Genomic DNA, 13,153 nt, shown 5'->3' with positions numbered 1-13,153 from the left:
CGCCCTTCATGCAGGTGAAGAGGTGCATGGGAGAGGAGGCCGCGAGCATGCCACGCGCCCGCAGAGCGGTGGAAGAGCCGGGAAGGGTGACCGCGAAATAGGCCGGAAAGCGCTACTTGTCCCGGCCCGTCAGATGGGCGAATGCTTCGAGGTTGCGGGTGGACTCACCGCGCGAGACCCGCCACTCGTACTCCTTGCGGATCGCCGACGCGAAGCCCATCTCCAGCAGCGTGTTGAAGGAACCGTCGGCGTTCTCCAGGACCGTGCCGAGGATCCGGTCCAGCTCCTCAGGGGTGACGGCCGCGAGCGGCAGCTTGCCGACGAGATAGACGTCGCCGAGCTTGTCGATCGCGTAACTCACGCCGTACAGCCGGGTGTTCCGCTCCAGCAGCCAGCGGTGCACCGCTTCGTGGTTCTCGTCCGGGCGCCGTACGACGAACGCGTTGATGGACAGCGAGTGCTTGCCGACGAGCAGCGAGCACGTCGTGGAGAGCTTGCGGGTGCCGGGCAGCTTGACGACGTAACTGCCATCCGCCGGGGACTCCCACTCCAGCTCGGCGTCGTTGAGCGTCGCCTCGATGATCCGCCGCGCGTCGTCAGCCATGCAGTGATCGTAGGCGACGGCGCCGCTCCTGCAGCGCGGCGGTGTACACGTCGGCCGTCGCGGCGGCCGCGGTGTCCCAGCCGAAGGAGCCGGCGTGCCGGGCGGCCGCCGCGCCCATCCGCAGCGTGAGCGAGGGTTCCTCGGCGAACCGGCGCAGCGCACGGGCGTAGTCCGCCGGGTCGTGGCCATCGACCAGGAAGCCGCTGACGCCGTCCTTCACGGCGACCGGCAGGCCGCCGACCGACGCGGCGATCACCGGGGTGCCGCACGCCTGCGCCTCTATGGCCACCAGGCCGAAGGACTCGCTGTACGAGGGCATGACGAGCACGCTGGCCGCGCGGTACCAGTCGGCGAGCTGGTCCTGGCCCACCGGCGGCCGGAACCGCACCACGTCCGCGATGCCGAGCCGGGCGGCCAGCTTCTGCAGGCCCTCGGGCTTGGCCAGGCCGCTGCCGCTCGGCCCGCCCACGACGGGGACGACGATCCGCGAGCGCAGCGAGGGATCCTGGTCCAGCAGCACCGCGACCGCGCGCAGCAGGATGTCGGGGGCCTTCAGGGGCTGGATGCGGCCCGCGAAGAGCGGGATCAGCGCGTCCTGGGGCAGGCCGAGGCGGTGCCGGGCCGCGGCCCGCGCGTCCGCGACGCCGCTGCCCGTCGCGTCGCTCGCCGGCCGGAAGCGGTCGAGGTTGACGCCGGGGTGCACGACCGCGACCTTGCCGGGCTCGGCCTCGTAGTGCCGGACGAGCTCGCCGGCCTCCTCGGCGGTGTTGGCGATCAGGCGGTCCGAGGCGCGCACGATCTGGGTCTCGCCGATGACGCGCGCGGCCGGCTCGGGGGTGTCGCCCTCCGCGAGCGCGGCGTTCTTGACCTTGGCCATCGTGTGCATGGCGTGCACGAGCGGGACGCCCCAGCGCTCGGCGGCGAGCCAGCCGACATGGCCGGAGAGCCAGTAGTGCGAGTGCACCAGGTCGTAATGGCCGGGGCGGTGGCCGGCCCACGCCTGCATCACGCCGTGCGTGAAGGCGCAGAGCTGGGCGGGCAGGTCCTCCTTGTTCAGCCCCTCGTACGGGCCCGCGTCCACATGCCGTACGAGCACGCCGGGGGCCAGCTCGACGGAGGGCGGGAGGGCGCCGGTGGTGGCGCGGGTGAATATCTCGACCTCGATGTTGAGCGCGGCGAGCTTCCTGGCCAGCTCGACGATGTAGACGTTCATGCCGCCCGCGTCGCCCGTGCCGGGCTGGTGCAGCGGGGAGGTGTGCACGCTCAGCATCGCCACCCGGCGCGGCTTGCGGGAGCCCCCCAGCCGGAGCCGGGCGGGGCCCGCGAACTGGCTCTGGGGACGGCCGCGGAGCCGGGACACGTATTGGCTCACTGCGAGCTACCTCCGAAAATCCGGCAGAAACCCGGCGCAACAGCGCCTCTCCACCGGCCAACAACAGAGCCGGCCGTGCCATTTCCCGCCAGGCGCCGCGCCGCCCCCTCTTTGCCAAAGCGTGACCCTAAGGGATGCCCGGCGGATCTTCCCCGGCGGTCCACGGGCCGGACGCCCCACGGCCACGGGGCCCGCCGCCGGGCCGGTCACCGTGGTGGCCACCGGCCGGCTCCCTCGATACCAGCGCATACAGTCATGCCATGGCCCGCAGCTCCTCCCCTCCCCCGTCCGCACGCCCGGTCGGAAGCGCCACCCGCGGGACCACCAACCCGAACCGGCTGCGCCGCATGGACCGCTGGATCGCCGCCACGCACGGCCCCCAGCTGCGCCGCACCGCCGACCCGGTCGCCGTCGACCTCGGGTACGGCGCCGCGCCCTGGACTGCCGTGGAGCTGCTGGACCGGCTGCGCACGGCCCACGGGGACACGCAGGTGGTAGGGGTCGAGATCGATCCGGAGCGGGTCGCGGCGGCCAAGCCGTACGAGCGGGACGGGCTGACCTTCCTGCACGGCGGCTTCGAGGTGCCGCTGCCGGGCGCCCCGGGCCGCTCCCCCGCGCTCATCCGGGCGGCGAACGTGCTGCGGCAGTACGACGAGGCCGAGGTGGTGGCGGTCTGGGCGCGGCTGTGCGCGCGGCTGGCCCCGGGCGGCCTGCTGGTGGAGGGCACCTGCGATGAGATCGGGCGCCGGCACGTCTGGGTCGCGCTCGGCCCCGAGGGCCCCCGCACGGTCACCTTCGCGGCCCGCCTCGCGGCCCTGTCCACCCCTTCCGACCTGGCCGAACGCCTCCCGAAGGCGCTCATCCACCGCAATGTGCCGGGCGAGCCGGTGCACGCCTTCCTGCGCGACTTCGACCGCGCCTGGGCGGCGGCAGCCCCCTACGGCGCCCTCAGCGCCCGCCAGCGCTGGATCCGCTCGGCCCGCACCCTCCACGCCGCAGGCTGGCCCCTCACCGACGGCCCCCACCGCTGGCGCCAGGGCGAGGTCACGATCAGGTGGGACGCGCTGGCACCGGGCGGCACCGGCGCCTGAGCCGCACTTGTACGACGTACGGCCAGGTCAGGCCGTACGTCAGGCCGTATGTCAGGCCCTGTGTCAGGCCGTGTGCAGCGCGTCCATGAGGGCGTCGACCAGCGGCCGGTCGCGGTCCTGGGTGAGGCGGTCGCGGGCCTCGGCCGGGGAGAGCCAGACCAGCCGGTCGACCTCGTCATTGGCGACGAACGCCCCGTCGCTCGCCTCCGCCGCCCAGTAGCGGACCTCCTTGGGCCGGCCGTTCGCCTCGTAGTACACGGTCGTGAGCTCGGTGCCGAGCCGGCAGTCCATGCCGGTCTCCTCGGCGACCTCGCGCACGGCCGCCGCGTGTGCCTCCTCGCCCCGCTTCAGCTTGCCTTTCGGGTGCGACCAGTCGTCGTACTTCGGCCTGTGTACGAGGGCGATCTCCAGCCCGCCCGTCCCCGGCGCGCGGCGCCACAGGACGCAGCCCGCGGCCAGGATTACCGTTCCGTTGTTGCTCATGCAGGTCTCCAGGCGCGGGTGAAGGTGTAGCGGGCGGCTTCGACCTCGTGGCGCTGGTCGGCGTGGAGGATGCCGAGGGCGTACGCGGTGGCCGGGGCGATGCGCGGGGTGCGGGCCGCGGCGGCAGCGGCGGTGGCGGCCTCGGCCGCGTCGCGGTGGCGCTCCAGGGCGCGGGCCGCCTCCAGCAGGCGCAGGTCGGTGACGCCGCCGTCGGCGACCTCCTGCGCGTACCGGCTGTGCCGCAGCAGCAGCCGTACCTGGTGCCAGGCGGCGTCCTGGCGGTCGTCGGCGGTGAGCGCCGCGGCGTTGTACGGGTGTCCGGCGCGGGTCAGCGGCAGGGCGGCGACGGCCTCGGCGAGGCGGCGGTGCGCCTGGTCGGCCAGCGGCGGCAGCGCCTCGGTGGCGAGCCGGTCGGCGGCGTTCTTGTCCAGCGGCGCTTCGGAGGCGAGGACCGCGACGGCGTCCGCGACGGCGTGGAAGCGCGAGGAGCCGAGCGCCTGGAGCGCGGCGGAATGGGCGCGGGTGCGGGCCAGGGTGAGCTGCCGGTCCAGCAGCGCGCCCGCCCGCGCGGCCCCCGCCGCGGTGGTGGCGGCCGGGTCCTTGGGGTCGCGCGTCCGGTCGTCGCGGGTGCGATCATCGCGGGTCCGGTCGTCGCGGGCCCGGCCGTCCCGGGTGCGGTCGTCGCGAGCCCGGCCGTCCCGGGCTCGGCCCTCCCCCGCGCCCTCCCTCGTCCCCGTCGTGCGGCTCTGTGAGCGCTGTGCGGGCGGGGCGTCGCCCTCGGGGGCTCTGGCCGCCGGTTCGGCGGGGCCCGCGACCCGGTGCAGGGCGGCCAGCAGGCGGGCGAGGCGGTCGGCGTAGGCGTGCTCGCGGGCCAGGGTGCCCGACAGCCAGCCCAGTTCGCCGCGGAGCTGGTCGGCCCAGGCTTCGTCGGTCAGCGGCCGGAAGGTGTGCAGCGCGCCGCTGATCCGGCGGGCCGCGGCCCGCAGCTCCCGGGCCGCGTCGCCGGCGCCCCGCGCGTCCGAGCCGCTCTCGCGGTGCAGCCGCAGATTGCGCAGGAAGGCCGTCGACTGTTCGTGGAGGTAGGCCGAGAGCACCTCGCCGGCCGTCGCGCGGTCGGGCGCCGGTCCGGCCGGGTGGGCACCGGTCCGTTCGCAGGGCGGGGAGAGGTCAGGTCGCAGGGCCACGCCGGCGCCTCCGGGCGTCGATGAGCATTTCTTGTACGTTGCGCAGCGGGGTGCCGTCCGCGTCGGCGGCGTGCCGGGTCCAGTTGCCGTCCGGGCCGAGGTGCCAGGCGGAGGTGGTGTCCGACGTGCCGGTCCGCAGCAGGCGGTCGAGCGAGGCGCGGTGGCCCGGGTCGGTGACCCGTACCAGCGCCTCTATCCGCCGGTCGAGATTGCGGTGCATCATGTCCGCGCTGCCCAGCCACACTTCGGGCTCCCCTCCGTTGCCGAAGGCGAACACCCGCGAGTGTTCGAGGAAGCGGCCGAGGACGCTGCGGACGCGGATGTTCTCGCTCAGACCCGGTACACCGGGCCGCAGTGCACAGATTCCGCGTACCCAGATGTCCACGGACACACCGGCCTGGGAGGCGCGGTACAGGGCGTCGATGACGGCCTCGTCCACCATCGAGTTGACCTTGATACGGACGTACGCGGGGTGGCCCGCGCGCTGGTGCGCGATCTCCTTGGTGATGCGCTGGACCAGGCCGTCCCGCAGCGACTTGGGGGCGACGAGCAGCCGCCGGTAGGTCTCCCGGCGGGAGTAGCCGGAGAGCCGGTTGAACAGGTCGGAGAGGTCCGCGCCGACCTGCGGATCGGCGGTGAGCAGTCCGAGGTCCTCGTAGAGCCGGGCGGTCTTCGGGTGGTAATTGCCGGTCCCCACATGGGAGTAGCGGCGCAGCATGTCGCCTTCCTGGCGGACGACCAGGGAGAGCTTGCAGTGCGTCTTGAGGCCGACCAGGCCGTAGACGACGTGGCAGCCGGCCTCCTCCAGCTTCCGTGCCCACTTGATGTTGGCCTGCTCGTCGAAGCGCGCCTTGATCTCGACGAGGACGAGGACCTGTTTGCCGGACTCGGCGGCGTCTATGAGGGCGTCGACGATCGGGGAGTCGCCGGAGGTCCGGTACAGCGTCTGCTTGATCGCGAGGACGTCCGGGTCGGCGGCGGCCTGCTCCAGGAACGCCTGGACGGAGGTGGAGAAGGAGTCATAGGGGTGGTGGAGCAGGACGTCTCGGTTGCGCAGGGCCGCGAAGATGTCGGGGGCGGAGGCCGACTCGACCTCGGCGAGGTCGCGGTGGGTGCCGGCGACGAACTTGGGGTATTTCAGCTCGGGCCGGTCCTGCGCGGAGATCCCGAAGAGGCCGGTGAGGTCCAGCGGGCCGGGCAGCGGGTAGACCTCGGCCTCGGAGATCTTCAGTTCCTGGACGAGCAGGTCCAGTACGGCCGGGTCGATGGACTCCTCGACCTCCAGCCGGACCGGCGGCCCGAAGCGGCGCCGCATGAGCTCCTTCTCCAGGGCCTTGAGGAGGTTCTCCGCGTCGTCCTCCTCGACCTCCAGGTCCTCGTTGCGGGTGACCCGGAACATGTGGTGCGCGCGCACCTCCATGCCCGGGAACAGCTCCTCCAGGTGCGCCGCGATGACGTCCTCTATGGGGACGTAGCGCTGCGGGGACGCCTCCAGGAAGCGGGAGAGCAGCGGGGGGACCTTGACCCGGGCGAAGTGGTCGTGGCCGCTGACGGGGTTGCGGACGACGACGGCCAGGTTCAGGGAGAGGCCGGAGATGTACGGGAAGGGGTGGGCCGGGTCGACGGCCAGCGGGGTGAGGACGGGGAAGATCTGGTGGCGGAAGAGGGTGAACAGGCGGGCCTGTTCCTTCTCGGTCAGCTCCGGCCAGCGGATCAGGTGGATGCCGGCGCCGGCCAGCTCCGGGGCGACGTCGTGCTGGTAGCAGGCGGCGTGCCGGGCCATGAGCTCGCGGGAGCGGGTCCAGATCAGGTCCAGTACTTCGCGGGGCTGCAGCCCGGAGGCGGAGCGGGTGGCGACGCCGGTGGCGATTCTGCGCTTGAGTCCGGCGACCCGGACCATGAAGAACTCGTCCAGGTTGGAGGCGAAGATCGCCAGGAATTTGGCGCGTTCCAGCAGCGGGGTGGCCGGGTCCTCGGCCAGCTCCAGTACCCGTTCGTTGAACGCGAGCCAGCTTCGCTCGCGGTCCAGGAAGCGGCCGGCGGGCAGCTCCACGCCGTCGTCGCCCAGCGCGCCGTCGACGTCGTACGCGTCGAGATCGGCGTCGAGGTCCGGTTCCAGCTCGGGCAGGGAGGCGGCGACGGTGTTCGGGCGGTGCGCGGCGATCGAACCGACCGAGGGCTGAGCCGGTGCGGACGGCGTCTGGGGCGTTGCCGGGGCCTGGGCGCTGGTCTGCTGGTCCATGACCTCATTCTTCCGCGCTCCCGGCGGGGAAGGCGCGTCGGGAGGCGGCGGGGCGGCTCGGAGCCTTCGGTCACCGGCCGGCTGCGCGGAGGGCTGCATTCAGTGATGCTCGCAAGCGAGTTTGAATCGCCGGTAACGCGGACATGGCGGACAGGCAAGCGGGGGGCTACTCGGAGGGGATTTTCCGGTGCCGGGCGGGGAGGCGGCGGCGGGCGCGGGGCCTCGCCGCCACCTCATGGCACACCGTCAACTCCGGTGCGCGGCCGCCCTGCTGGTCACAGCTCGGTGCGGTACATCAGGTCCGTCTCGTGGGTGACGAAGCCGAGGCGCTCGTAGACGGTGACGGCGGGGACGTTGTCCGCGTCCACGTAGAGCATCGCCGTCGGCATGCCCTCGGCGGCCAGGTGCCGGAGGCCGATCGCGGTGAGTGCCTTGCCGAGCCCGCCGCCCTGTGCCTCGGGCCGGACCCCGACGACGTACACCTCGCCCAGGCCCTCCTCGGCGTGCTTCTTCGTCCAGTGGAAGCCGACGAGCTCCCCCTGCTTCTCGGCCAGGAAGAAGCCCTTGGGGTCGAACCACGGCTGGGCCTTGCGGTCGTCCAGGTCACGCTGGGTGAGCGAGCCCTGTTCGGGGTGGTGGGCGAAGGCCGCGGCGTTGGCGGCGAGCCAGGCCGCGTCGTCGGTGCCGGGCTGGAAGGTACGGACGGTGACGCCGGCGGGCAGCACCGGCTCGGCCAGGTCCAGGTCGGCCAGCGGGCGGCGCATCTGGCGCAGCTCGCGGAAGAGGGTCAGGCCCAGGGTCTGCGCGAGGTGGCGGGCCGCGGGGTGGCCGCCGTGCGCCCACAGCCGCAGCCGCCGTCCGGACTGCTCCAGCAGCGCGCCGCCGAGCCTGCGGCCCAGGCCGTGGCCGCGGAATTCGGGGTGCACGACCAGCTCGGCGGCGGGCGCCTCGACCGGGTCGGTGTCCTCGAGCTGCGCGTATCCGACGATGCGGTCGCCCTCGGCGCGCAGCAGTACGTGCTTCACGCCCTCCCGCTGTCCCCCGCGTACCTGCAGCCGTCCCTGCTCGGACACGGCCGGCTGGCCGTCCGTCCGTGCCGCCGTCTCGATCAGCTCCAGTACGGCACCGGCCACGTCCGGCGTGAGTGCTTCCCGTACCTGCATGTCCCGCCCGGCCGGGCCCGTTCCCTGTGCAGCGTCAGTCATGCCCCGAAGGGTACGGCCCGCCGGGCGCGGGGCGGTGTCCCCCGTCCCCGCATCGCAACCGTCCCTTAACCCGTCGCCTCTGGTGCGCTACGCGCGTTGACCATAGGCTTCCGGTCGCTCGCCACTCCTCATCCGCAGCACACAAGGGGGACGACCCATGTCAGTTACGCCTCATCGGCGCCGTCTCAAGCGCCGCCTCGCGGCCGGGGCGACGGTACTGGCCGCCGCGGCCGGCGTCACCGCGGCGGCGCTGCCCGCCGGCGCCGGTACCCCCGGCGGCCCCGGTCACTCCTCGCGCACCGTCGACGTGCAGCTCCTCTCCTTCAACGACTTCCACGGCAATCTGCAGCCGCCGCAGGGCTCGTCCGGCACCGTGGAGGAGGAGCAGGCCGACGGGAGCAAGAAGAAGGTCGAGGCGGGCGGCGTCGAGTACCTGGCGAACGCGCTGCGTACGGCGCGCAAGGGCCACCCGTACTCCGTCACCGCGGCCGCCGGCGACCTGGTGGGCGCGAGCCCGCTGCTCTCGGGCCTCTTCCACGACGAGCCGACCGTGGAGGCGATGAACAAGCTGAAGCTGGATGTGACCGGCGTCGGCAACCACGAGTTCGACGAGGGGCGCGCGGAGCTGGCGCGGCTGCAGAACGGCGGCTGCCACCCGAAGGACGGCTGCTACGAGGACGGGCGGACCTTCGAGGGCGCGGACTACCCGTACCTGGCCGCCAACGTCACCGACGAGAAGACCGGCAAGCCGATCCTGAAGCCGTACACGGTCTGGCGGCACAAGGGCGTGAAGATCGGCTTCATCGGCGTGACGCTGGAGGGCACCCCGGACATCGTCAGCGCCGACGGGGTCAAGGGCCTGAAGTTCCACGACGAGGCCGAGACCATCGACAAGTACGCCAAGGTGCTGCGGAAGCAGGGCGTGAAGTCGGTCGTCGCACTGATCCACGAGGGCGGTGCGCCCGCGTCCACCGCGTACAACTACGACTGCGACAGCCCGGGTCCGGGTGACGGGATCTCCGGGCCGATCACGGAGATCGCCAAGAAGGTGACGCCGGACGTCGACGCGCTGGTCACCGGGCACACCCACCAGGCGTACGCGTGCACGATCCCCGACCCGGCCGGGCAGCCGCGGATGGTCACCTCGGCGTCCTCCTTCGGCAAGCTCTACACCGACACCACGCTGACGTACGACCGGAAGACCAGGGACATCGTCCGCACGTCCGTGAAGTCGGCCAACCACGTCGTGAACCGCACCCAGCCCAAGGCCCCCGACCTGACCTCGCTGATCAAGCGCTGGGACAAGCTGGCCGCGCCGGTCGCGAACAAGCCGGTCGGCTACATCTCCGACGACATCGCGGGCCGCGGCGCGAGCACCCCCGAGTCGCCGCTCGGTGACGTCATCGCCGACGCGCAGCTCGAGGCGACCGCCGGCAGCGGCAAGGGCGGCGCGCAGCTCGCCCTGATGAACCCCGGCGGCGTCCGCTCCGACCTGGCCTTCAAGGCGTCGGGGAGCGAGGGCGACGGAGTGGTGACGTACGGCGAGGCGTTCACGGTGCAGCCGTTCACCAACATGACGAACGTGATCGGGCTGACCGGCGCGCAGCTCATCACCGCGCTGCAGCAGCAGGTCAGCGGCGCGAACGCGGCCTCCCCGAAGATCCTCCAGGTCTCCAAGGGCTTCACCTACACCCTGGACATGACCAAGTCGGGCGCGGACCGGGTGGTCAAGGACTCGGTGAAGCTGAACGGCGAGCCGATCGACCCGGCGAAGACCTACCGCGTCTCGCTGAACGAGTTCCTGGCGGGCGGCGGTGACGGCTTCGCCGCGTTCAAGGACGGCACGGACAAGTTCGTCGGCCCGTCGGACCTGGACGCGTTCACGGCGTACCTGGGCGCGCACTCCTCGGCGTCCGGCCCGCTGGCCCCGCCGAAGGCGGACCGGATCACCGTGGTGAAGTAACCGATCGCCGTGGTGAAGTAACCGCTCATATCCCCACTTACCGACAGTAAGACTTGCGTTCGAGGGTCGTACACATGGTGGGATGTGCCGATGCGAACCCCCACACGCATATCCGCATCGCACGCACCGCAGGACGCGCAGGGCTCGCAGGAGCCCCGCGCGTCCCAGGGCCCGGACGCACAGGGTGACACCCGTGAGATGGCGCCGGTCAACCCGTACGCGGAGCTCGCCGGGCTGGCCGACCCCGAGCCGGAACCGGGCCCCGCGCGGTCGTACCTCAACGAGCGCGACGACAGCGACGACCCGCTGGGCCTCGGGCTGCGCGCCGACCCGGACGAGGACGAGGCGTGGTCCCCGCCCAATCACCGCAAGGCCAGGCGCGGCATCGGCCGGTTCGCCGCCGTGCCGATCACCGTCAAGCTGCTCGCCACGGTGCTCGCGGCCGCCTCCTTCGCGGGCCTCGCCGACCGGTTCGCCGTGCTGTACGCGCAGAACAAGGCCGCCGAGAAGCTCAAGGACTCGCTGCACCTGGCGGCCGATCCCGAGGTGGACATCGAGGGCTTCCCCTTCCTCACCCAGGTCGCGGACAAGCGCCTGGATCGCGTGCACGTGGCCATCCCCGACCTCGCCGCCGACCGGGTCTCACTCGCGAAGTTCGAGGCGACGGCGGAGGACGTGCGGCTCGACGGCGACCTGCCGACGTCCCTCAAGGGCGGCACGGTCGACCGGATGCACGGCGACGTGCTGCTCTCCTTCGAGGACATGAACCGCGAACTGGGCGCCTCACAGGTGAAGTTCAGCGAGCTGGGAACCCATGCCGTGCGCGCGGAAGGGCGGCTGCCCATCGCCGGGCACGAGCTGCGGGTGCACGCCAGGGCCCATATCCGGCAGGCCGGCGACCGCGGTATCTCCACCGAGGTCAGCGGCATGCGGCTGGACATCGGGGACATCGCGGTCTACCGCCCCGGTACCGGCAAGGGCGAGGGCCTGCAGCTCACCCGCAAGACGGCCAGGCAGCTCAGCCGGGAGGCCGCCAAGGTCAGGGCGATGCTCGCCGTCCCGGCCATCGCCGACCGCATCGGCATCCCGCAGGAGTACATCGATGCGGCGCTGCACAACGAGAAGAAGCTGCACGACCTGATCGGCACGCCGCGCTTCATCAGCAAGCTGATGAAGGTCAATCTGGTCGATGTCGTCGTCGACCACCCCTGGCTGCTGAAGAAGGTCGGCATCGACCCGAAGATTCTCGGATCCCTCGCGGGGCTCACCAAGCCGGAGCTCGCGGACCGCATGGACCTCTCCTTCCGGCTCCCGGCCACCCCCGGTGACGTGCGACTGCGCCGTATCTCCGTGGAGCGCGACGGCATCCGGGCCCAACTCTCCGGTACCGCAATCCCGTTCGGGGAGACCGCGAAACAGCCGCGCTGAAACGGGACTTGTGGGGCGAGTGTTGCTCCCGGACACAACCGCGGGCGCACAACTCGCGTCGTACCAGGTGTACGAAAGGTGCACCCGGGGTGTCCGGGTGCCGACCACAGGAGGAACCGTGCGCCACCGCCCCACCCCCACCGCAGCGCGCTGCGCCGCGGTGGTCGCCCTGCTCACCACCCCGCTCGTGCTGGCCGCCCCGGCGAGCGCGGCACCCGCTGACACCGCTCCGGCCGCCGCGGCCGCGGGCCCGGCCGGCACCGCGCCGCAGGCCGACTTCAACCACGACGGCTACGCCGACATCGTTGCCACCGCCCCGGGCGGCACGGTCGACGGCACGGCGAAGGCCGGCTACATCACCGTGGTGTACGGCTCCGCCTCCGGTGCCGCCACCGGAAAGCACCAGGTCATCAGCCGTGCCACCGCCGGTGTGCCCGGCTCGCCCAGCGAGAACGGCCGCTTCGGCGACCGCACCGTCGCCCGCGACCTGGACGGCGACGGCACCGGCGACCTCGTCGTCACCGGCGGCGGGGCGCCGGTCGTCCTGTGGGGCTCCACCGACGGCAAGGGCGGCGCGGGCAGCCTCCAGGGCGTCGGCGGCCGCAACCTCACCGCCGGGGACTTCAACGGCGACGGCCACGCCGACCTGGTCGCCGACGGCGACGGCTCGGAGGGCTCGGACTCCTCGGGGCTGCACGTGATGTACGGGCCGTTCACCCGGGCCGGGGCACCCGCCCGGACCGCGGACATCGACACCGGCCACCTCTTCCCCACCGAAGAGCTGGCCGCCGGTGACCTCAACGGTGACGGCCGGGACGACCTGGTCAGCATGCACGCGTTCGAGGAGAGGTCGGAGTCGAGCGAGCTGTGGAAGGGCGGCTCGGGCGGCCTGGCCACCACGTCCACGGAGCTGCCGGACGCCGCCTCGGCCACCGTCGGCGACGTCGACAAGGACGGCTTCGGCGACCTCATATACCGCCCGGTGCCGGGCGGCGTCGTGGAGGACCTCCCGTACGACAAGGGCACCATCAAGGTCGCGTACGGCTCGGCGAACGGCCCGGGCACGCGCTCCACGACGATCACCCAGGACAGCGCGGGCGTACCGGGCGCGGGTGAGGAGGGTGACCAGTTCGGCTACTCGCTCAGCGCGGGCGATGTGAACGGCGACGGGTACGCCGATGTCGCCGTCGGCGTCCCGTACGAGGACCTCACCTCGGCCTCCGGCGCGGCGCTGAAGGACGCGGGCAGCACGGTCCTCCTCAAGGGCGGCAAGGGCGGCCTGACCGGCACCGGCGCACAGTCGTGGCACCAGAACACGGCGGGCGTGCCGGGGGTGGCCGAGGCCGGTGACCGCTTCGGCCAGGCGGTTTCGCTGCTCGACACGGACGGCAACGGCAAGGCGGATCTCGCGGCCGGTGCGCCGGGCGAGGACGGCACGAGCCCGAAGGACACGGGCGCGGTGTGGTCCCTCCGGGGCGCGGCCGGCGGGCTGACCACGGACGGTGTCGTCTCGTACGGGCCCGGTGCGATCGGCGCCCCCGAGGCCGGTGCCGGGCTGGGGTCGGACTTCGCCCGGTAAGG

10 protein-coding genes are annotated in these 13,153 nt (G+C 72.7%); 4 read left to right on the top strand and 6 right to left on the bottom strand.

Going from position 1 to position 13,153, the window contains the following annotated elements; all coding sequences use genetic code 11:
• Nucleotides 1-112 precede the first annotated feature (112 nt).
• Nucleotides 113-604 (bottom strand): type III secretion system chaperone family protein, encoded by a 492-nt coding sequence (locus IG84_RS0114760; RefSeq protein ID WP_031056243.1) that lies wholly within the window; start codon nt 602-604, stop codon nt 113-115.
• A complete protein-coding gene (gene mshA, locus IG84_RS0114755; RefSeq protein ID WP_031056240.1) occupies nt 597-1,976 on the bottom strand; it encodes a D-inositol-3-phosphate glycosyltransferase in 1,380 nt (459 codons plus the stop codon). The genes IG84_RS0114760 and mshA overlap by 8 nt, the downstream gene beginning before the upstream one ends.
• A 260-nt stretch (nt 1,977-2,236) precedes the next feature.
• Between mshA and IG84_RS0114750 the strand changes: the two genes are divergently transcribed.
• Nucleotides 2,237-3,067, top strand: a complete 831-nt coding sequence (locus tag IG84_RS0114750) for a class I SAM-dependent methyltransferase (RefSeq protein ID WP_031056237.1) — start codon at nt 2,237-2,239, stop codon at nt 3,065-3,067.
• Nucleotides 3,068-3,130: 63 nt separating this feature from the next.
• Here IG84_RS0114750 and IG84_RS0114745 read toward each other — a convergent pair whose 3' ends face one another.
• From IG84_RS0114745 to mshD, 4 genes are all read right to left on the bottom strand, one after another.
• A complete protein-coding gene (locus IG84_RS0114745; protein ID WP_031056234.1) occupies nt 3,131-3,550 on the bottom strand; it encodes an NUDIX hydrolase in 420 nt (139 codons plus the stop codon).
• On the bottom strand, nt 3,547-4,644 hold the full coding sequence (locus IG84_RS0114740) for a CHAD domain-containing protein (RefSeq protein WP_051861753.1): 1,098 nt from the start codon (nt 4,642-4,644) through the stop codon (nt 3,547-3,549). Before IG84_RS0114740 ends, IG84_RS0114745 begins: the two co-directional genes overlap by 4 nt.
• A gap of 73 nt (nt 4,645-4,717) precedes the next feature.
• On the bottom strand, nt 4,718-6,976 hold the full coding sequence (locus IG84_RS0114735; protein WP_031056229.1) for an RNA degradosome polyphosphate kinase: 2,259 nt from the start codon (nt 6,974-6,976) through the stop codon (nt 4,718-4,720).
• Nucleotides 6,977-7,251: 275 nt separating this feature from the next.
• On the bottom strand, nt 7,252-8,181 hold the full coding sequence (gene mshD, locus IG84_RS0114730) for a mycothiol synthase (protein WP_031056227.1): 930 nt from the start codon (nt 8,179-8,181) through the stop codon (nt 7,252-7,254).
• A gap of 157 nt (nt 8,182-8,338) precedes the next feature.
• Between mshD and IG84_RS0114725 the strand changes: the two genes are divergently transcribed.
• From IG84_RS0114725 to IG84_RS0114715, 3 genes are all read left to right on the top strand, one after another.
• Nucleotides 8,339-10,144, top strand: a complete 1,806-nt coding sequence (locus IG84_RS0114725) for a bifunctional metallophosphatase/5'-nucleotidase (RefSeq protein WP_031056225.1) — start codon at nt 8,339-8,341, stop codon at nt 10,142-10,144.
• Nucleotides 10,145-10,234: 90 nt separating this feature from the next.
• A complete protein-coding gene (locus tag IG84_RS0114720; RefSeq protein WP_031056223.1) occupies nt 10,235-11,572 on the top strand; it encodes an LmeA family phospholipid-binding protein in 1,338 nt (445 codons plus the stop codon).
• A 118-nt stretch (nt 11,573-11,690) separates the two neighbouring features.
• Nucleotides 11,691-13,151, top strand: coding sequence for an FG-GAP and VCBS repeat-containing protein (locus IG84_RS0114715; protein ID WP_031056209.1), 1,461 nt, complete (start codon nt 11,691-11,693; stop codon nt 13,149-13,151).
• Nucleotides 13,152-13,153: the final 2 nt, after the last annotated feature.

The organism is Streptomyces ochraceiscleroticus, from assembly GCF_000720485.1.
Classification (GTDB): Bacteria; Actinomycetota; Actinomycetes; order Streptomycetales; family Streptomycetaceae; genus Streptomyces; species Streptomyces ochraceiscleroticus.
The sequence above is the reverse complement of the archived record's forward strand: the minus strand, read 5'-3'. Positions and strand labels throughout refer to the sequence as shown.

Bases quoted from the DNA above. Each gene is read 5' to 3' on its own strand.
- IG84_RS0114725 (WP_031056225.1), top strand. From the start codon at position 8,339: ATGTCAGTTACGCCTCATCGGCGCCGTCTCAAGCGCCGCCTCGCGGCC.
- IG84_RS0114750 (WP_031056237.1), top strand. From the start codon at position 2,237: ATGGCCCGCAGCTCCTCCCCTCCCCCGTCCGCACGCCCGGTCGGAAGC.
- IG84_RS0114745 (WP_031056234.1), bottom strand. From the start codon at position 3,550: ATGAGCAACAACGGAACGGTAATCCTGGCCGCGGGCTGCGTCCTGTGG.
- IG84_RS0114720 (WP_031056223.1), top strand. From the start codon at position 10,235: ATGCGAACCCCCACACGCATATCCGCATCGCACGCACCGCAGGACGCG.
- IG84_RS0114760 (WP_031056243.1), bottom strand. From the start codon at position 604: ATGGCTGACGACGCGCGGCGGATCATCGAGGCGACGCTCAACGACGCC.
- IG84_RS0114735 (WP_031056229.1), bottom strand. From the start codon at position 6,976: ATGGACCAGCAGACCAGCGCCCAGGCCCCGGCAACGCCCCAGACGCCG.
- mshD (WP_031056227.1), bottom strand. From the start codon at position 8,181: ATGACTGACGCTGCACAGGGAACGGGCCCGGCCGGGCGGGACATGCAG.